The 18,994-nt window shown below is 70.1% G+C and carries 19 protein-coding genes; 3 read left to right on the top strand and 16 right to left on the bottom strand.

Annotation, left to right across the window (positions count from 1 at the left end):
* Positions 1-24: 24 nt before the first annotated feature.
* The 3 genes from ATK74_RS00570 to ATK74_RS00560 are packed head-to-tail and all read right to left on the bottom strand — an operon-like array spanning position 25 to position 3,013.
* Positions 25-867 (bottom strand): HAD-IIA family hydrolase, encoded by an 843-nt coding sequence (locus tag ATK74_RS00570; RefSeq protein WP_098459214.1) that lies wholly within the window; start codon positions 865-867, stop codon positions 25-27.
* 49 nt (positions 868-916) lie between these two features.
* Positions 917-2,077 (bottom strand): acyl-CoA dehydrogenase family protein, encoded by a 1,161-nt coding sequence (locus ATK74_RS00565; RefSeq protein ID WP_098459213.1) that lies wholly within the window; start codon positions 2,075-2,077, stop codon positions 917-919.
* 27 nt (positions 2,078-2,104) lie between these two features.
* Positions 2,105-3,013: a L,D-transpeptidase gene (locus ATK74_RS00560; protein WP_143483511.1), complete on the bottom strand. Its 909-nt coding sequence runs from the start codon at positions 3,011-3,013 to the stop codon at positions 2,105-2,107.
* A gap of 368 nt (positions 3,014-3,381) precedes the next feature.
* Between ATK74_RS00560 and ATK74_RS00555 the strand changes: the two genes are divergently transcribed.
* Together ATK74_RS00555 and ATK74_RS00550 are read left to right on the top strand one after the other, a co-directional pair.
* Entirely contained in the window at positions 3,382-4,098 is a 717-nt protein-coding gene (locus ATK74_RS00555) for a nitroreductase (RefSeq protein ID WP_098459211.1), read from the top strand.
* A 278-nt stretch (positions 4,099-4,376) separates the two neighbouring features.
* Complete coding sequence (locus ATK74_RS00550) at positions 4,377-5,756, top strand: MBL fold metallo-hydrolase RNA specificity domain-containing protein (RefSeq protein WP_098459210.1); 1,380 nt, start codon at positions 4,377-4,379, stop codon at positions 5,754-5,756.
* Positions 5,757-5,870: 114 nt separating this feature from the next.
* Here ATK74_RS00550 and ATK74_RS00545 read toward each other — a convergent pair whose 3' ends face one another.
* Genes ATK74_RS00545 through ATK74_RS00530 form a run of 4 tightly spaced genes read right to left on the bottom strand, consistent with a single transcriptional unit; the run spans position 5,871 to position 9,801 of the window.
* A complete protein-coding gene (locus ATK74_RS00545) occupies positions 5,871-6,881 on the bottom strand; it encodes an ABC transporter substrate-binding protein (protein ID WP_098459209.1) in 1,011 nt (336 codons plus the stop codon).
* A gap of 9 nt (positions 6,882-6,890) precedes the next feature.
* Positions 6,891-7,733 carry an ABC transporter ATP-binding protein gene (locus tag ATK74_RS00540; protein ID WP_098459208.1) on the bottom strand — a complete coding sequence of 281 codons (843 nt, stop codon included), beginning with the start codon at positions 7,731-7,733 and terminating at the stop codon, positions 6,891-6,893.
* Positions 7,730-8,797, bottom strand: a complete 1,068-nt coding sequence (locus ATK74_RS00535; RefSeq protein WP_211283234.1) for a FecCD family ABC transporter permease — start codon at positions 8,795-8,797, stop codon at positions 7,730-7,732. Before ATK74_RS00535 ends, ATK74_RS00540 begins: the two co-directional genes overlap by 4 nt.
* On the bottom strand, positions 8,794-9,801 hold the full coding sequence (locus ATK74_RS00530) for a FecCD family ABC transporter permease (protein ID WP_098459207.1): 1,008 nt from the start codon (positions 9,799-9,801) through the stop codon (positions 8,794-8,796). The genes ATK74_RS00535 and ATK74_RS00530 overlap by 4 nt, the downstream gene beginning before the upstream one ends.
* A gap of 58 nt (positions 9,802-9,859) precedes the next feature.
* On the opposite strand from ATK74_RS00530, the gene ATK74_RS00525 reads away from it, so the two are divergent.
* A complete protein-coding gene (locus ATK74_RS00525; RefSeq protein ID WP_098459206.1) occupies positions 9,860-10,657 on the top strand; it encodes a siderophore-interacting protein in 798 nt (265 codons plus the stop codon).
* Between the two features lie 29 nt (positions 10,658-10,686).
* On the opposite strand, the gene ATK74_RS00520 is transcribed toward ATK74_RS00525, so the two are convergent.
* Genes ATK74_RS00520 through ATK74_RS00480 form a run of 9 tightly spaced genes read right to left on the bottom strand, consistent with a single transcriptional unit; the run spans position 10,687 to position 18,950 of the window.
* A complete protein-coding gene (locus tag ATK74_RS00520) occupies positions 10,687-11,889 on the bottom strand; it encodes a cytochrome P450 (RefSeq protein ID WP_098459205.1) in 1,203 nt (400 codons plus the stop codon).
* Positions 11,886-13,412: an FAD-dependent oxidoreductase gene (locus tag ATK74_RS00515; protein ID WP_098459204.1), complete on the bottom strand. Its 1,527-nt coding sequence runs from the start codon at positions 13,410-13,412 to the stop codon at positions 11,886-11,888. Before ATK74_RS00515 ends, ATK74_RS00520 begins: the two co-directional genes overlap by 4 nt.
* Positions 13,409-13,720 carry a lycopene cyclase domain-containing protein gene (locus ATK74_RS00510; protein WP_098459203.1) on the bottom strand — a complete coding sequence of 104 codons (312 nt, stop codon included), beginning with the start codon at positions 13,718-13,720 and terminating at the stop codon, positions 13,409-13,411. Before ATK74_RS00510 ends, ATK74_RS00515 begins: the two co-directional genes overlap by 4 nt.
* Positions 13,713-14,114, bottom strand: a complete 402-nt coding sequence (locus tag ATK74_RS00505; RefSeq protein ID WP_211283233.1) for a lycopene cyclase domain-containing protein — start codon at positions 14,112-14,114, stop codon at positions 13,713-13,715. Before ATK74_RS00505 ends, ATK74_RS00510 begins: the two co-directional genes overlap by 8 nt.
* Positions 14,114-15,028, bottom strand: a complete 915-nt coding sequence (locus tag ATK74_RS00500) for a phytoene/squalene synthase family protein (RefSeq protein ID WP_098459201.1) — start codon at positions 15,026-15,028, stop codon at positions 14,114-14,116. Before ATK74_RS00500 ends, ATK74_RS00505 begins: the two co-directional genes overlap by 1 nt.
* Entirely contained in the window at positions 15,025-16,500 is a 1,476-nt protein-coding gene (gene crtI / locus ATK74_RS00495) for a phytoene desaturase family protein (protein WP_098459200.1), read from the bottom strand. Before crtI ends, ATK74_RS00500 begins: the two co-directional genes overlap by 4 nt.
* Positions 16,497-17,618: a polyprenyl synthetase family protein gene (locus ATK74_RS00490; protein ID WP_098459199.1), complete on the bottom strand. Its 1,122-nt coding sequence runs from the start codon at positions 17,616-17,618 to the stop codon at positions 16,497-16,499. The genes crtI and ATK74_RS00490 overlap by 4 nt, the downstream gene beginning before the upstream one ends.
* The gene (gene idi / locus ATK74_RS00485; protein ID WP_098459198.1) at positions 17,615-18,160 is read right to left on the bottom strand and encodes an isopentenyl-diphosphate Delta-isomerase; all 546 of its coding nucleotides are present in this window, start codon (positions 18,158-18,160) and stop codon (positions 17,615-17,617) included. The genes ATK74_RS00490 and idi overlap by 4 nt, the downstream gene beginning before the upstream one ends.
* Positions 18,147-18,950: a TspO/MBR family protein gene (locus ATK74_RS00480; protein ID WP_098461839.1), complete on the bottom strand. Its 804-nt coding sequence runs from the start codon at positions 18,948-18,950 to the stop codon at positions 18,147-18,149. The genes idi and ATK74_RS00480 overlap by 14 nt, the downstream gene beginning before the upstream one ends.
* Positions 18,951-18,994: the final 44 nt, after the last annotated feature.

Here is an 18,994-nt window from a genome sequence, read left to right as displayed (position 1 = left end):
CCTGCTAAGACGTGGTGGCGTCGTTCAGCAGGACGCCCAGCCGAGCTCGCCCCACAGGCCCGGCGGGATCAGCCGATCGATCCGGTCCAGGACGAAGTCCGGGGCGGACGCCGCCGGCAGCCCGGCCACCTGCTCGGCGGTCGCCTCGCCGGTGAGCACCACGGCGGAGCGGACCCCGGCGCCGGTCGCCATCTCCAGGTCGGTGTGCAGCCGGTCGCCGACCATCACCACCCGTTCCACCTTCACCGACGGCAAGGTGGCCAGGGCAGTCTGCAGCATCAGCGGATCCGGCTTGCCGAAGCTGTGTCGGCAGGTGGTGCCGGTGGCTGCCTCGATGGCAGCGGTGATGGCGGCGGCATCGGGCTGGCCGCGGCCGCCCGGATAGGGGCAGAACCGGTCGGGGTTGGTCTGGATCAGGAAGGCCCGCCGGTGGAACCAGATCGCGTCGAAGGCGATCTGCAGCTTGCGGTAGTCGAAGCCGCGGTCGTAGGACGCGATCACGATGTCGATCTCCTCGGCACGATCGCTGATCCGGATCCCCGCCTCGGTCAACGCCCTAACCAGCGGCGCCTCGGCGATCGGGAAGACCACGGCGTCCGGGTGGTTGGCCTTGAGCCAGTTCACCGTGGTCACCACGGTGTTCACGACCTCGTCCGGCCGAGTCGGGATGCCCAGGCCGGTCAGCTTGGCTGCGTACTGCCCCGGATCCCGGGTGGGGTTGTTCGAGAGGAAGCGCAGCGGACGCTGGTAGTGGCGCACCGCTGCGACCAGCCGACTGGCCCCGGGCAACAGCTGGTCACCGAGGTAGATGGTGCCGTCCAGGTCGAACAGGTAGGCATCGAAAAGCTCCTGTGGCACCCGGACCATTCCCCGCTCCTCTCTGAGGCCTAGCCAAGCACCTCCAGGTGGCGGCTGACTAGGTCTGCAGCGGGCCGAGCCAGGCCGTGGCCACCGTGGCGTGCACCGACTCCGGGTCGGACGGGTGGAACTGGCCGGCCAGGACGTCCCGGTAGAGCCGGCTCAGCTCGTTGCTGGAGAAGTAGGACGAACCGCCGGCCACGAGCATGGCGTCGTCGACGATCCGCTTGGCCGCGGTCACCGCGCGATGCTTCATTCCGGCCAGCAGCGAGAACCAGCGCGGGCCGTGGTCGGCCAGGGCATCCACGTCGGCGCAGAGGGCGGCCAACTGCGGGCCGATCGCGTCGTAGGCCAGCGCCATCTCGGCGATCCGCCAGCGGATGTCGGGATCCTGGCTGTAGGCCATACCGGTCTTCTTGGACTGGCGCCGCTCGACCGTGGCGACGGCCAGCTCCAGGGCCCGCTGGGCCATGCCGGTGTACACCGAAGCCAGCAACAGTTCGAAGACGCTGAAGATGCCGAACACGATCGGGTCGGGGTTCGGGCCCGGGTCGACCCGGCGGACCACGGCCGCGGCCGGCGCCTTGGCTGCGTGCAGCTCGGTGGTCCGGGACTGGGTGCCGCGCATGCCGACGGTGTCCCAGTCGTCGCGGGTGATGACGTCCTCGGTGCGCGGGACGAAGGCGTAGACCAGCTTCGGGGCGTCCGGACTGGTGGTGTCCAGGCCGTGCAGGCCGAGCTGAGTCCACACCGGGGCCAGCGAGGTGAAGATCTTGGTGCCGGTGAACCGGTAGCTGCCGTCCTCGGCCGGGACGGCCTGGGTGTCGCTGCCGAACAGGACCAGGTCGTTGCCGGCCTCGCTGATCCCGAAGGCGAACACCTCGCCGTCGACTGCACCCTTGCTGATGAACTCCATGCCGGTGACCCCGCGGTCGGCGCAGACCTTGGCCACGCCCGTCCACACCAGGTGCATGTTCACGGCCAACGCGGTGGCCGGAGCGGCCGCCGCCAGTCGCTGCTGCAACGCGGACGCCTCGGCCAGGCCGAGTCCGCCGCCGCCGAGCTCGGCCGGAGCCAGGATCGCCAGGTAGCCGGCGGCCTTCAGGTCGGCCAGATCGTCGGTGGGAAAGGTGTTCTCCGCGTCGTGGCGGGCCGCCCGCTGCCGGAACCGAGCCAGCAGCTCATCGGTGAGGATCGTGGACGGATCGAAGTTCGTCATGCTCCGATCCTGACACCGGGGACGAAATCAGGCCGCGCTCTTGGGCGTGAAGACGGTCACTCTCGCCCCGACCGGGGTGTGCTTGTAGATCCAGATCGCCTCGCTGAGCTGGCCGATGTTCACGCAGCCATGGCTGGATTTGGCGTAGCCATCAGCGTGAAAGCCGGGCGAGTAGTGGACGTACATGTCCGGGTGGAACATCACCGAGTACGGCATGGCGCCGCTTCCGTAATTGTCCGACTTCGGGTTCACCTGCTTGTCGAACACCCGCCAGGAGCCGTTGGCGGTCGGGAAGACCCGCCACTTGTGCGTCTTGGGGTGATAGTTGTAGCCGCCCAGGCGCACCTTGAAGGTGCGGACCACCTTGCCGTCGCGCAGGAAGTAGAGCTTGCGCTGGCCCTGGTTCACGCACAGGTTCACCCCGCTGCCCAGGCACTTGGCTGGCAGCGTGGCGTCCACCGCCTTGGCCTTGGTGGCCAGGGCGATCCAGGTCTGACGAGTGGTGGTGGCGGTCGGGGTCAGCCCGCGGGAGCGCTGGTAGTTCAGCAGCGCATTCGCCCCGGCCACCCCGATGCCGGAGCTGGCCGGCCAGTGGTAGAAGCCAGCCTTCTTCAGCCGGGAGATCGCCAGCGTGGCGCACGTGCCGGACGAGTGCGCGCCGACCTGCCGCTTCAGACAGGCCGAGAACGCCTTGTGCTCCTTCTTGCTCAATCCGGCCAGCGGATCGGGCGGCGGCTGCGGAGCAGGCGGCGGAGTGGGGCTGGGCGTGACGGTCGGAGTCGACGTCGGGCTGGGGGTCGCGGACGGAGTCGCCGCGCTGGACGGACTCACCGCGGGCAGCTCAGCCACCACCTGCGTGCCGGCGCTGATACCGGCCGGGGTCTGCATGCCCAGCGCCAGCGAGAGGGCAGCCATCAGCGCAAAGGGTGCAACCATGGCGCCCAGTGGCGACCTGCGAGCTGGTGTTGGCATCGGCCCTCCGAGGGGGATCACGATCGAGTGGGCCGTCGATCGCTGCCAGGCTACCTCGTGCATCCGACGTCCGGGAGTCGGCAAGATCGTCCACTCATCCGCGCTACCCGCCACTCGCCGCGCTACCCGCCACTCGCCGCGCTACCCGTCCACCGACCCGCGCTACCCGTCGCACGCCGTGCTACCCGTACACGGGTAGCACGGTGAAGGGTCCGGTAGCGGCGTGAGCAGAGCGGTAGCACGGTGCAGCAGCAACCCCGGGGGATGAGGCCGGCCAGCCGAGCCGGGCGACGGACGGCTCACCTGCCCGGCGCCCACCTACACTGAGCGCCGTGCAATCCAAGGACTTCAGCGAGTTGGTTCAGGCCCGATACAGCGTGCGGGACTTCCGACCCGACCCGATCCCCGCGGACGTCCTGGCCGAGATCCTCGACGATGCCCGGCACGCGCCGAGCTGGAGCAACACCCGTCCGTACCTGCTGGCCGTGGCTTCCGGGGACCGGACTGATCGGCTGCGGGCGGCCTACCTGGCTCGGTTCGACGAGTCACTGGAGTTGCGCCATCGCGAGCGTGGCGCGTTCCTACGCGCCTGGCTGCGGCGCACCCTTCCCGACGGCGACTTCCCGACCTGGAAGCGCTACCCCGACGAGCTGCGCAAGCGCAGTGTGAAGGTCGGGGTCGGGCTCTATCAGCAGCTCGGCATCGTCCGCGGCGATCGGGACGGACGCGACGCCCACGCTCGCCGCAACCTGGCCTTCTTCGGCGCCCCGACCGTGGCCTTCCTGCTGGTGCATGAGGATCTGCTGCCATTCTCGGCGCACGACGGCGGGCTGATGCTGCAGACCCTGATGCTGTCGGCGACCGCTCATGGCGTGGGCAGCTGCGCCATGGGCGAACTGGCCACCTGGCGCAGCCCGCTCGAGACCGAGTTCGACCTCGATCCGAAGTACAAGCTGGTCACTGGGCTGGCCCTGGGCTACCCGTCCGACGCCCCGGTGAACCAGTTCCGCGCCGAACACCTGCCCGTCCCCCAGGCTCCGACTCGCTGACCCCAAAGGGCGGGTTGGGCAGACCGTTCGAAGAACGTATCCCTTGACCCCATTCCCCCACCCAGCCTCAGCCAACTGACCAACCCAGCCACGGAGTTCGAGAATGGTCTGCCCAACCCGGCCCCAGACCAGGCGGCTCGGCGCGGAGGCCCAGAGATCCGGCACGGAGGGGTGATCGCCTTCTCGGACTGACCACAGCTGGGTCACCGCGCCACCAGCCGACCAGACAACCGTCCCTGTTCTCACCGATTCGGACGAATCGGGGGCAAGCTGGAGGCATGGCAACCAGCCTGACCTTCAGTGGAGGGGCCGGCACGGTCACCGGCTCGAAGTACCTGGTGAACGATTCCGGACGACAGGTCCTGGTGGACGCGGGCGTCTTCCAGGGCGAAAAGCACCTGCGCGAACTGAACTGGCAGCCATTCCCGGTGCCGCCGGAGTCGCTCGACGCGATCCTGATCACCCACGCCCACACCGATCACGTCGGCTATCTGCCGGTGCTGGTCCGCAACGGCTTCGCCGGGGAGATTCTGGCCACCGAGGCCACCTGCGAGCTGGCCGAGATCGTCCTGCGCGATGCCGCCTTCCTGGCCGAGCGGGACGCCGAGCATGCCGCCGAGAAGGGTTACTCCAAGCACGAGCCGCCACTGCCGCTGTTCACCATCGGCGATGTCGAGCAGGCACTGACCCAGTTCCGGGTGGTCGACTTCGACGTGGATGTCCGGCTGTGGCCCGGCTGGACGGCGCACTGGACCCGGGCCGGGCACATCCTCGGCTCGGCCAGCATCCGGCTGACCACCCCGTCCACCTCGATCATCTTCTCCGGCGATCTGGGACGGCCCGAGCATCCGGTGCTGCGTTCGCGGGAGATCCCGGACGGCGCGACCACCGTGCTGATCGAGTCGACCTATGGCGGACGCGAGCACCACGACCCGGCCGGGGCGGCCCACGAGCCGCTGGCCAGCCTGATCCGGCGCACGGCCAAGCGCGGTGGCTCGGTGCTGATCCCGGCTTTCGCCGTCGACCGCACCGAGGTCGTCCTGCAGACCCTCACCCAGCTCCACAAGGACGGACGGATCCCGACGCTGCCGGTGTTCGTGAACTCGCCGATGGCGTTGGCCGCGCTGCGGATCTACACCGAGACCCGGTTCGCCGACGAACTGCGTCCCGACCTGGACGCCGGCAGTTTCGTCGATCTGCCGCAGCTGCATGAGGTGCGCAGCACCGAGGACTCGATGAAGCTGAACTCCCCGAAGGTGCCCTCGATCATCATCTCGTCCTCGGGGATGGCCACCGGCGGCCGGGTGCTGCATCACCTCGAGCACATGCTGCCCGATCCACGCCATGCCGTCGTGCTGGCCGGCTACCAGGCCGAGGGGACCCGCGGACGGCTGCTGCTCGACGGAGCCCAGCACCTGAAGATGCACGGTCGCCAGATCCCGGTGCGCGCCGAGATCTTGCAGGACGAGGAGTTCTCGGTGCATGCCGACCGCTCGGAGTTGCTGGATTGGCTGGCCGCGCTGTCGCCCCGGCCGACCCAGGTGTTCACCGTCCATGGGACGCCGGAGTCGGCTGCCGAGCTGGCCCAGGCGATCCGGACCGACCTGGGCCTGGACGTCCAGGTGGCCGAGCTCGGCCAGACCGTCCAGCTCCCCTGATCCACACGACGCGGGGACGGTTCTCGTGGCATCCCCGGAGCACGCCACGACCGGCAACAGGCCGTCGGCCGGCCCCAGAGCGCGAGGACCGGCCGACGGAGCAGGGGGCGAGTACTAGCTGGTCACCTTCTTCGACGAGCCCAGGTAGCCGGCCAGCACGTCGAGGTTCTTGGCCTGAGCCGAGTAGCTCATCGGTGCGACCCGGCGCTCGTAGACCTGTCCGGCCACCAGCGCGGGGTCGTCGGCGAAGGTCTTCTGCTTGCGCAGGTCCTCAACCTGGTAGCCCTCGTCGGACAGCAGGATGATGTCGGCCACCTTCACCTTGCCGGCGTTCTCCCAGCTGTAGATGTCCCAGTAGTAGTCACCGCCGGGGTTCAACTCCGTGTAGTCCACTCCGAGGCTCTTGTAGAGCTGGGTCTCCGGCTCGTCCTCGGGCTTGACCAGGTAGATCCCGTTGGCATCGGCGTACATGGCCGACACCTTCAGGCCGGACGACTTCGCCACCGTGGTGAGGTTCGCCGCCGCCTTCTCGAAGCCGGCCTTGTCGGCATCGACCTTCGCCTGGTCAGCACCCAGAGCGATCGCCAGCCGAGCATTGGACGCCAGCAGGTCGCGTCCGGCCCCGCCGACCTTGACCGTCACGATCGGCGCGATCGCGGCGAGCTTCGCCTGCTGCTCCCGATCCTTGAGGCCGTAGTAGGGCTGGGTGGAGTCGATCGTCCCCGCCCGGTCGGTCGGGTAGACCCCGGTCACGATCAGATCAGGCTTGGCCTGGGCGAGGGCCTCCAGGTTGATCTCGCCATAGCTGTTGCCGACGATCTTCATGGCGCTGGTGTCGAAGCCGCCGAACCGAGTGTCGGTGGCCACGTCGGTGCGCCCGAAGACCGCGACCGGCGCGATGCCGTAGCTGAACAGCGACAGCGCCTGATCGGTGAAACCGGCGATTCGGGCCGGCCGCTGGGCCAAGGTGACGGTGTTGCCGATGTCGTCGGTGTAGCTCCACCCGGCGGCGGACGAGCTCGGGGATGCGCCCGCGACCGGAGCACTCGGGGCGGCGCAGCCGGCCAGGACCAGGACAGACGTGACGGCCGCAGCAACGACCGACGTGAGAGTTCGTGGGTTCATGAGGTTAGGTTAGCCTAACCTAACTAACTGATCAGAATCGTGCCGAGTTGCGGCCGCTGCGGACGGGTCGTCGGACGGCTCTATCGGCACCACCAGCGGAGAACCGGTGACCGGATCAGGGACCACCCGAGCTGCCAGGCCGAAGGCCGTGGCCAAGACCTCGGGGGTGAGCACCTGCCAGGGCGTCCCATCGGCAAGCACCTGACCCTGGTGCAACACCACGAGGCGGTCGGAGAACCGGGCGGCCAAGCCGAGATCGTGGAGCACCATCACGATCGTGGTCCCCCGCTCGCGGTTGATCCGCCGGACCAGCCGCAGCACCTCGAGCTGATGACTGAGGTCCAGGTAGGTGGTCGGCTCATCGAGCAGGATGGTCGGCGTCTCCTGGGCCAGCACCAGCGCCACCCAGGCCCGCTGCAGCTGACCTCCGGACAAGGTGTTCACGTCCCGTTCGGCCAAGTCGGTCAGGCCGGTCGCGGCCAAGGCAGCATCAACGGTGGCCGCATCGGCCGGCGTCCAGGGGCGCAGCAGACTCTGGTGTGGCGAACGTCCCCGCAGCACCAGGTCGCGGGTGGTGGTCGCTGCCGGCGTCAGCGGCTTCTGGGGCAGCACAGCCAGCCGCCGGGCCAGCCGCTTGGCGGACAGCTCCCGCAGGGGCTGCCCGGACAGCCGAACTTCGCCGCCCAGCGGGGTCAGCAGTCGTCCGAACGCCTTGAGGAGGGTCGACTTCCCACAGCCGTTCGCGCCGATCAGGGTGGTCACACTGCCCTGCTCGATGCCCAGGTCGATGCCGTCGAGAACCACCTTCTGCTCGTAGCCCAGCCGGAGGCGTTCGGCTTCCAGCGCGATCATCGGACGTCCTTTCGTTGGATCAACAACCAGATCAAGTAGGGGGCCCCGATCACCGCGGTGATGATCCCGACCGGGATCTCGCCGGGCAGCAGGATGCGGGCCAGCACGTCCGCCGCCAACACCAGGGCGGCGCCGCTGACCGCCGATGCCACCAGTGGCGGACGAGCGGTGCCGGCCAGCCGCTGGGCGAGTTGCGGTGCCACGAAGGCGACGAACTCGATCGGCCCTGCCGCGGCGACGGCGGCCGAGGTGAGCAGGACGGCGGTGGCGATCACGATCAGCCGATGTCGCTGCAGAGCCAGGCCGAGGCTGGTCGAGAACTCATCACCCAACGGACTCAGCGCCAACCCGGACGACTGACTGACCAGCACCGGGATCGCCAACCCCAGAACGACCAGCATCGGCCAGACGCTGGTCCATGAGATGCCCGACAGACTGCCGACCAGCCACTGACTGGCGGCACCGGCCTGAGTGAGCTGGGCGCGAACCAGCAGGTAGCTGGTCAGGCCTCCCAAGCTCGCAGTGAGCCCGATGCCGATCAGGATGATCCGGTAGCTGTCCACGCCGCCGCGCCAGGCCAGTCCGTAGACGAGGGCGGCTGCGGCCAACCCGCCGACCGTGGCCACCACCGGGATCCCGAAGCCGAGCAGGGAGGCGCCGACCGAGTATCCGCCACCACCGAGCACGATGGCGGCGACCGCACCCGCGGCAGCACCTGAGGTGACCCCCAGGATGTCCGGGGTGGCCAGCGGGTTGCGGGAGAAGGTCTGGGTCAGCGCCCCGGCCAGGCCCAGGCAGGCGCCCACGGCAGCCCCGGCCGCGGCACGGGGAAGTCGGAGTTCACCGACGATAAAGGACGTGGCCTGATCGCCGGCTCCCGCCAGCGCGGCCAGGACGTCAGGTATCGACAGGCCCGCCGAACCGGCGGCGATCCCACCGGCGAGAACGACCAGCGCCACGAGTGTGGTGGCCACCGTGACCAGCAGGATCCGCGGACGCCACGGCACTCCGATCGGGCCGAGCATGATCCCGGTCCGGCGGGGACGCACCTTCGCCTGGCTCACAGCGCCACCAGCTTCGACCGTCGAACGATCGCGACGAACACCACGCCGCCCAGGGTGGCCAGCATCACCCCGACCGAGACTTCGGCCTGGCCGCCGATCAGCCGTCCGAGCACATCGGCGCTGACCAGGGCGAGCACGCCGACCAAGCCGGAAGCCGGCAACAGCACCCGATGGTCGCCGCCGACCAGCGCCCGCGCCAGGTGCGGCGCAGTGAGGCCCACGAAGCCGATCGGGCCGGCCAGTGCCACCGCGCCGGCGGTGAGGAAGGTGATCGCAGCCAGCCCGACCAGTCGGGCCCGCCACAGGCTCTCGCCGAGGCCGCGGGCCAGTTCGGTGCCCAAGGCCAGATTGTTCAGCGCGCCGGCGTTGAGCCCGGCCAACAGCAGTCCGATCGCCACGAAGCCGACCATCACCGCGGTGCCCTCAAGATTGCGTCCCGACAGCGAGCCGACCACCCAGATCCGGTAGGCGGTCAGCGTGGTCTGGTCGGTGAGTACCAGGAACGAGGTGAGCGCGCTGAACAGCGCAGTGACCGCAGTCCCGGCGATCGCCAGGGGCACCGGGCTGGCCAGACCGCGCCCGGCGGCCGCGATGGCGAAGACCACGATGCTGGCCAGCACCGCACCGACCAGGGCCAGCAGTGAGGTGAGGAGCGGCGAGTTCAGTTGGAGCACATAGACCCCGACCACCACGGCCAGGCTGGCCCCGGCCGAGACGCCGAAGATGCCCGGGTCGGCCAGCGGATTGCGGGTCTGGCCCTGCATGACGGCCCCGGCCACCCCCAGCGCGAAGCCGACCACAATGCCGAGCAGAGTGCGCGGCACCCGTGAGCCCCAGACGATTGCATCGGCATCGGCCGCCGGAGTGAGCAGGGCCCGCAACACCTGGTCGGGAGGGACTGGGTTACTGCCCAGCAACAGGCTGGCCACCGCGACCAGGACCAGCCCCGCGATGAGCCCAGCGAAGGCCGAACGATGGCGGACGAGGCGGTCGGACGGACGCATGCGGGAAACCCTAACCGGTTTTAGTAAGGTTTGCCTAACCTAATTAGATCGGAGCGAGATGGCTCGTTACCCGCGGCTGATGCCGGCCCAGCCCCAACTGTTCACCGCCAGCGTGCTGCGCAGCAGTCGGCTCTCGCCGTCCTTCCAGCGGGTCACCATCGGCGGCCCCGCGCTGGCCGACTTTGACTGGCGAGGCTTCGACAGCTGGTTTCGCCTGTTCCTGCCCTCCCCCGGCGTCGCCCTGCGGCTGCCGAAGGTCTCCGGGCGCTCGTGGTGGCCGGCCTACCTGCTGATCCCCGAGGCGCAGCGTCCCCATTGCGCGAACTACACCGTGGCCGACTTCCGTCCCGAGGCCTGCGAGTTGGACATCGATGTCGTCCTGCACTGGCACGACGGCGCGCTCGCCGGCCGGGTGGCCCGGTGGGCGGCTGAGGCCACGCCGGGCCAGCAGGTCGGCCTCCTCGACCAGGGACTGATGTTCGATCCTCCTGCCGGCAGCGGACGGGTGCTGCTGGCCGCCGACGAGACCGGACTGCCCGGAGTGCTGGGGATTCTGGCCGGCCTGCCCGCCGAGACCATCGGCGCCGCGGTCCTGGAAGTGCCCGAGGCCGGCGACGTCCGCGAGGTGACCGCACCGCCGGGGATGGGGCTGACCTGGCTGCCCCGCACCGATGGCCAGGCTCCCGGAGCCCTGGCCCTGGCCGCCTTGTCCACCTTCGACGTGCGTCCCGACGACTACGCCTACCTGGTCGGAGAGTCCTCGCTGGCCACCGGCGCCCGTCGGCTGCTCCGCAAGGCCGGCCTGCCGACCAGCCAGATCACCTTCTCCGGCTTCTGGAAGGCCGCCAGCCACTAGCCCCGGCGCATCGTCCGATGCCGCCCGGGTCAGGAGCCGAGGCTGAGGTCCAGTCCGCGCAGCTGATAGCCCTCGATCAGGTGATCCCAGGTGATGCTCGGCTCGCTGAGTACGCGGGGACGCAGTCGCAGCAGCCGGGTCAGCAGCACGTCGGTCTCGTAGATCGCCAGCGGCTGGCCCGGACAGCGGTGGCTACCATCGCCGAAACTGAGTCCGGTCGGGTTCACCCCGGTCGGCAGGTCACGTCCCGGGCAGGCGGCCAGCGGATCCGGGCCGACGGCTTCGGGGTCGGCATTGGCCTGGCGGACGCACAGGTCGACGAGCTCGCCGGCCGGGATCGTCCACTCCTGGTCGCCGTCGCGCACCGCGAGGTCGGCTTGGGTGCGGCGATACAGGTGGCCGACCACCGGCTCCAGCCGGATCAGCTCGTGCAGGATGGCCAGTCGCTCGTCGGTCCCGGCCACCTGGTAGCGGTCGGCCAGGCCGGGGTTGGTCAGCAGATGCCAGCCGGCCATGGCGATGAACTCCCTGGTGGTGACCATGCCGGCAGTGCCGTAGGTGACGCACTCGACAAGGATGTCGGCACTCGAGTAGTCCTGCTCGATCAGGTGGCTGATCACGTCGCCGGCCGGCTGCCGGCGCCGCGCTCGGATGGCCGGCCGGACGTCCGCGAGATAGAAGGCCACGATCGGGACCAGGCCGTTGACTGCGGCTCGGGCCCACTGCCAGGCGCTGCGACCCAGATCGGCACGGGAGCGGTCCAGCGGCGGCTGGTTGAAGAAGCGGACCAGGCGCCGGGACATGGCAGGCACCGGCGCGTGGGTCAGCCCGACCACCCCGGCGGTCACTTCGACGGCGTAGTGCAGAGCCAGCTCGTCCAGCCGGACCTGGCCGTCGGCCTCTGCCTCGGCCAGCAGCCGATCCGCACAGGCCTCCATCGAAGCCAGGTACTGCCCGGTGACCACTTCGGGGGCGAAGAAGCGTCCGACCTTGCGGCGCTGCTCATCGTGGAGCGGCCCGTCGGAGATCAGGATCGGATGGTGCCGGAAGTGGCCGGTCGGGATCTGCTCGGCCGTGAACCCGGCCTGGGTGGTCTGGCCGCGGGCGCGCAGCACCTGCCGGGCCGCGGCCAGCGAACGGATTCGCCAGATGCCGCCCTCCTTTGCCACCCGAGGGACGGACGGCTCGCCGGCCACCACGGCCCGACGAACCGAGGTGTCGGCCTCGTTCACTTCGCAGCCTTGGCCAGCAAGCCGCCCAGCGGGGGCGACCACAGCTCATGGCCCGGACGTCCGAACCCGGCCAGCAGCCCATTAGCCGCCTGCCAGCCGGTGGTGGCCGCCCGCTCCATCAGGGCGATCGGCCAGTCACAACGGACCAGGTCGCCGGCCACCATCACGCGTGGGTCGGGGGTGGTCACGGTGGGACGGTTCCGCCACGGCGTGGTGTCGACCAGCGGGCAGTCGTCGCGGACCAGCCACTCCTCGGCCAGCACCGGCGCGGTGGCCAGACCGGGGTGCAGTCTGGCCGCCTGCCGCCACAACTCATCGCGGGCGGTCGAGCTGGTATCGGTCAGCGCGTAGCCGTGCACTTCCACCACGGTGCCACCGGTGCGGGCGGCCCACGTCGCGGCACCGGCTTCCAGCGCATCCACCCGGCTGAGGTTGTCCAGCGGGCCGTAGCCGCTGGTGCCCAGGAAGGGTTCGATGTCGGTGAACCGGCCGGCCAGCCATCGGCGTCCGACTCCGAAGGGCGGGGCCACTCGGAGCGCGGCCAGCTGCTGCTGCCAGGACTCGTTGCCCAGGCCGGGGCTGGCCGCCACCACCGCCTGCAGGCTGCGGGTGTCCAGGGCCAGCACCACAGCATCGGCGTGGAGCTCGCCGGTGTCGGTGTGCACCACCAGCCCGGAGGCAGCCTCGGCGATCGAGGCCACTCGAGTCCCGGTGCGGAACTCCACCCCGAGCCGGGTCAGGTAGCCCTCGAGCGGCCCCCACAGCGCGGTCTGGTAGTCGTCATCGGGGACGTCGAACAGCAGCCCTTCGGCCGAGCCCACGAAGTAGGTGTGGAACATGGCCACCAGCTCGCCGGCGGAGAACTCGGTCGGGTCGGCGAAGAAGCTACGGGCGAAGACCTCCAGGGCCAGATGCCGGGCCCGATCAGGGAACTTCAGCCGGTCCAGCAGTTCGGCAGCGCTCACTCCGTCCAGCTCGGTGTAGGTGTCCGGAAAGCGCACCTGGAGCAGGTCCACGGCCCGTCCCACGTCCACCCTGGTCAGGTCGGCGAGCCGGAAGGACGGGCTCTGCGCCACGAAGCCCATCAGGTTGAACGGCGGCGTCCGCGGCACTGTGGCGAAGGAATCCCGGACCGGCCCGGACGCTCCGGTGGGGGCGAGCTCGAGGGGGTAGTCGGCCACCGGCTGCAGCCGGGACAGCGTCGGGTCAGCCCGGCGCAGTAGCGCGCGCAGGTTGTAGTACTGGCGGAAGAAGGCGTGGAAGCCACGGCTCATCGTGGTCGGCTGGCCGCCGGCCTCGGTCGGCCAGGCCCGCAGCCGTCCGCCCAGGGACGGCTCGGCCTCGATCACTTCGACGGCCACGCCGCGCTCGGCCAGACCGCAGACCGCGGCCAGTCCGGCGATGCCGCCACCGACCACAATCACCGAGGGACGATCACCGCGCTGAGCCAGCGCCTGAGCGGACGATCCGCTGGGCAGATGCCGGACCGCTCGGCGGTCACGTCCGGGACGCCAGGTGCTCACGCGCGCTCCTTCCGTCCGGCCAGCTCCCAGCCGATGATCACGGCGGTGACCAGGGCGAAGCCGAAGCCGAAGTCCTCGATCGGGATGTCGAAGGGGAACCGGACTCCGAGGAAGTGCTGCGGCGCGTAGCTGACGATCGGGTCCGGCAGTCGGGTCAGCCAACCGTCCACCCAGATCTGGAAGAACCAGACGATCGCCGTGGCCAACCAGAACTTGGCGGTGGTGAAAATGCCGGTGCGAGCCCAGAGCAGCTCGGCCGCAACCACCACCACGACCGCGACCACAGTGGCCAGGGTGTACTCAAGCATGGCCTTGGGCCTCCCCCGTGGAGTCGGTGGCGGACGGGGAGGCGGTCTCGGCGACCGGGTCGGCGATCACGGTGCGCCGGGCCCGCCAGCGAGCGAGTACCGCGCCGACCGCCTCATAGGTGAGCAGCCCGCACAGCGGGATGACGAGGAAGAACAACGCTTCCTCCAGCGGCACCTGGCCAGGCAGCAGGATGCCGCTGGTCCGGGCCGGGTTGAACCCCCAGTGCCCGCGCGCGACGGCCACCAGATCCCACAGGTAGAAGATCGCGGCCACCGGCAGCACCACGGCGGCCAGTCGGGCCGGGCGCCGATAGACCCGGGCGCCCAGGACGAACTCCAGCGGCAAGGTGACCAGCACGCAGCCGGCCAACACAATCAGGTACTCGTAAGCCATCACGCCTCCACCGGTCCGGGCCGGACGGCACCGCGGACGGGCTGAGCGCGGATCACCACGCGTGGTCCGCCGATCAGCACGGCCACCGCGGTCAGCGCCTTGCGCCAGGTCGGCACTCGAGCCCGCCCACTGAAGACGTCGTAGTCGCGGGCTTCGATGCGATCCAGGATCTGCTGGTACAGGGCCAAGGCCGTGGCCACGCAGCGGGCAGAGGCCGGCGGCAGCATGGCGATCCCGGCACGGGCGGTGTCGTAGAGCTCGCGGTTGGTGTCGATCAGCGAACTCATGGCCTGCCGCCAGGGCCCGTCCACCTGATGTCGCCACGGGTCGGCACCGAACCGGCCCAGCACATCGCGGGGCAGGTAGACCCGGCCGCGATCCAGATCCTCGCCGACATCGCGCAGGAAGTTGGTCAGCTGGAAGGCGAAGCCGAGCGCCCGGGCCGGCTCCCGCGCGGCCGGGTTCAGCGGCTGCAGGACCGGCAGCATCATCTCGCCGATCACGGCGGCCGAACCCTCCATGTAGCCGAACAGGTCGGCCAGGGTGTCGTAGTGATCGACGGTCAGGTCCATCCGCATGGCCGCGAAGAAGCGCTCGAAGCACTCCGGATCGATGCCGCACTCGGTGACGGTGGCGGCGATCGCGGCCATTGTCGGATCGTCCGGACGTCCGGCCAGGGCCTCGGCGAACCGGGCCTCGAACGTGTCCAAGGCGACTTCGGTGGCCTCGACCCGGGCCGTGGTGGCACCGGCGGCGTCCACGATGTCGTCGGCCAACCGGCACAAGGCGTAGACCGCGTACACGTGACGGCGCCGCTCCCGGGGCAGCAGCACCGCACCCCAGTAGTAAGTGGTGCCGTACTCACGGGTCAGCCGGGCACATTCGGCGTAGCCGGCAGCCAGATCGGAGCTCATCGGACGGCACCCAGGTAGTCCCGGACGCGGCCTGCAGCCAGCTCACCACTGATCAGCACCATCGGCACTCCCACCCCGGGGGTGGTCCCGCTGCCGGCGAAGAACAGTCCGGGCACCCGCGGCTCCCGGTTGGCCGGACGGAACGGCCCGGTCTGGAAGAAGGTGTGGGCCAGGCTGAACGGAGTGCCCATGGCCAGACCTTGGGCCTTCCAGTCGTCCGGAGTGACCAGGCGCTCGGTGACGATGTCGTCGGGATAGCCGTTATCGGCCAGAAAGGTGTGCAGCCGATCCCGGATCGGCCCGCGCTCGCGGCTCCAGTTCACTCGTCCACCCAGGTGCGGCACCGGCTCCAGCACGTAGAGCACGCTGTGCCCGTCCGGGGCCATGGACGGCGCGTCCAGGCTGGGAATGGTGACCAGCCGGGACGGGTCGGCCATCAGCTGCTGGCTATCGATCAGCTGGGCGAAGGACTCATCCCAGGCCGCTCCGAAGTGGATGTTGTGGTGGGCCAGGCCCGGCTTCGGCAGGCCGCGGACCCCGACATGCCAGACCACGGCCGAGGGCGAGTAGCGGGCCCGGCGCAGCACCGCGGGCGGGGTCAGCTCCGGCAGCAGCTCGGCGTAGGCGGTCGGTAGGTCAGTGGTCACCACCACGGCGTCCGCGGCGATCAGCTCTCCCCCGGCCCGAACCCCGGCCACCCGGCCGCGTCCGTCCCGCAGGATCTCGGTGACGGCACAGGAGTAGCGCAGTTCGGCGCCGGCTCCGGTGAGTGCCCCGGCCAACGCCCGCGGCACGGCGTGCATGCCGCCCTCGGGGAAGTAGACCCCGGCGATCGAATCCATGTAGGTGATCACGGCATAGATCGCCAACGCATCGGACGGCGCCAAGCCCGCGTACATGGCCTGGAAGCTGAACAGCCGGCGCAGCCGCTCGTCGGAGAACCGGCGGCCGACTGCCCGTCCGAGCCGTCCGAAGCCGCCCAGGGCAACCAACTTGGCCGCCGCGATCGGGCGGTTGACCAGGTCGAGGACCGAGTCGAAGTTCCGCTCGATGAAGTTCGGCATCTCCACGTCGTAGAGCCGCTCGACCCAGTCGGCGAACCCGGCGAACGCCTCGGCGTCGCGGTCGGAGACCGAGCGACGCAGCTCGGCGAGCTGATCGTTCCGGTCGGCCCGGACCAGGATCTGCGAGCCGTCGGCGTACTGGGCGCGATAGGCCGGGTCCAGCCGCGTGAGCCGGACGTGATCGTCCATCCGCTGGCCCAGCCGGGCGAAGGCCCGCTCCAGCAGGTGCGGCATGGTGAACACGGTCGGGCCGGCGTCGAAAGTGAAGCCGGAGGCGGTGAGGGTGCCGCTGCGTCCGCCGGGTTCGTCGGCGCGCTCGGCGATGATCACCTGATGGCCGTCACCGACCAGTTGGGCAGCAGCAGCGAGACCGGCCAGACCGGCCCCGACCACAACCACCCGACTCATGCAGACCGCCAAGCCACCCGGTGGGCGAGGCTGACCAGACCTTCGGCTGCGGCCGGATGCACCGCAGGGCTGTCCAACGCCACGGACGCCTGGTGGACGGCCGCGGTGATCATCGACTCGACCTCGTCGATCACCCCGGAGTTGATCAACTCCTGACGCAGCGCCTCGACCTCGTCGGCGCTCAGCTCACCGCTGCCGGTCCGGGCCAACACCCGCTGCCACTTCGGCGAGAACCGCTGGGTGGCCAGAGCCAGCAACACCGTCGGCTTGCCGGCGATCAGATCATCGCCGACCGGCTTGCCGGTGGCCCGCTCGTCCCCGATCACTCCGAGAATGTCGTCGCGTAGCGCGAATGCCTCGCCGACGGCGATCCCGTAGGTCTCCAGGGCTTCGAGCAGCTCCGGGCTGGCTCCGCCGGCCGCGGCCCCCAACTGCAGCGGGCGCCACACCGTGTAGGCCCCGGACTTGGCCCGAGCCACCTGCCGGGCGTGATCGAGATCGCGTCGTCCATTGGCTGCCCCGACCAGGTCGCGGCCCTGCCCGATCATCAGCTCCACGCTCAGCGTGCGCCACAGCGTCCGCAGGTGTGCGGGTAGCTCGGCGGCCAGCATCGAGGCCTCACTGTGGGCCAGGTCGCCGGCCAGGATGGCGATGTTCTCGCCGTAGCGCTGTGGGCCGCCGAAGCTGCCCCAGCGGACGTGCTGCTGGCGCGCCTGGACGTGCACCGAGGGGAAGCCGCGCCGGGTCTCGGAGCCGTCCATCACGTCGTCGTGGATCAGCGCGAAGGCGTGCAGCAGCTCCAGCGCGGCGCCGATCCGGGGGATGTGGTGGTAGCTCTCCGGGTGATCGCCACCGGTGGCGGCCAGCCAACCCCAGTGCACCATCCGCGGACGGAACCGCTTGCCACCGGTGGCCAGTAGGCCGGACAACAACTCCAGCACCGAGTCGGTGTGCAGCACGTCCGGACGCGGGATCACGGCGGCCGACAGCGCCGCCCAGTCGGCGCGCAGCCGGCTGAGCGTGTCGGCGATCAGCAGATCCACCGCGGCCACGGTCTGGTCGTCGGTCACCGGAACCAGGCTCGGCCGGCCCGGCCGGTTGGTGTGCAAGAGGGTCATGCCACTCCCACCTCCGTGCGTTGCTCGGCCACCAGCGGCACCTGCTGAGCACTCCACGGGCTGAGCAGCCCGGGCGCCTCGGCGGCCAGCGCCACCACTGTCTCCCACTCCACCCAGTCGGCCTCCATGACTTCGCTGGGGTCCGGTCGCAGCAGCCCGTCGATCCGGCCCACCCACACCGGGCAGAGCTCGTTCTCGACAACCCCGGACACATCGACGGCCTGATAGCGGAACTCCGGCAGCACCAGCCGCAGGTCGCGGACGGTCACGCCCAACTCGTCGGCGACTCGGCGGGCCACCGCCTGGGCCGGCGGCTCCCCCGGACGCGGATGGCCGCAGCAGGAGTTCGTCCAGACCCCCGGCCAGGAGCGCTTGGTGAGCGCCCGACGGGTCAGCAGCACTCGTCCGGCGTCGTCGAGCAGGTAGCAGGAGAAGGCCAGGTGCAGCGGGGTGTCGGTGCCGTGCACCGCCTCCCGGGAGCCGTGTCCGATCGGTCGTCCGGCGTCATCGAGCAGGACGACCAGGTCCTCAGCGCCCGACATGGACCGGCGCCAATCGGTTGGCCCGCAGCCGGACCAGCGCGGCTGCACCGAGCACGATCAGGGCCGCGGCCAGCGCCGCGCCACCGACCAGGGCCGACTCCGGCTCGACGGCCAAGCGACCCACGGCGATCCAGGACAAGCCCCAGGCCATCGCGGCCGCCACGGCCCAGCGTCCGCCGTAGACGACCGCCAGGACTACGCCGATCCCGGCCGCGACGGCGACCACGGCCACGCCGAGCAGCTCGGCGACCAGGCCGCCGGGGTTCACCCCGGACGCGACCAAGGTGGCGGTGATGTTGGCGGCCGTAGCTACGGCAGACCAGCCCAGGTAAAGCCCGAAGGTGCCATCCACCACGATCTTGTCAGCCACCCGGTCACTGGGATCGGACCCGAGCCGGCGCACCAGCTCACCGAGGGTGGCCACCAGGGCCAGGATCACCAGGACACTCACCCACAGCCAGCCGGCTTGGGTGACCAGCAGCCAAGCCCCGTTGAGGACCATCGAGACCGCGGCCAGCCAGCCGATCCGGCGGGCGCGGGACGATCCGGTGTTGGCCGGCAGCCACTGCCAGATCACATAGGCGACCAGGCCGACGTAGATCACCGACCAGATCGAGAAGGCGGGCACCGCGGGGGCGAGCAGAGTGGCGGTCGCCGAGAGGCTGCCGCCGGAACTCTCCTCCACCCGGGTGCCGATCACGCCGATCCCGAAGAGGGTACCGATGATCATGAACACGGCAGCCAGAGTCACCACGACCTGTCGAACCCGATCCATCGCATCTGTCTTCATGGTCTGAGTACAGCCCAGGCCGCTGAGGTGGACAAGGTTTAGCG

The sequence above is a fragment of the Propionicimonas paludicola genome, assembly GCF_002563675.1.
Classification (GTDB): domain Bacteria; phylum Actinomycetota; class Actinomycetes; order Propionibacteriales; family Propionibacteriaceae; genus Propionicimonas; species Propionicimonas paludicola.
The sequence above is the reverse complement of the archived record's forward strand: the minus strand, read 5'-3'. Positions and strand labels throughout refer to the sequence as shown.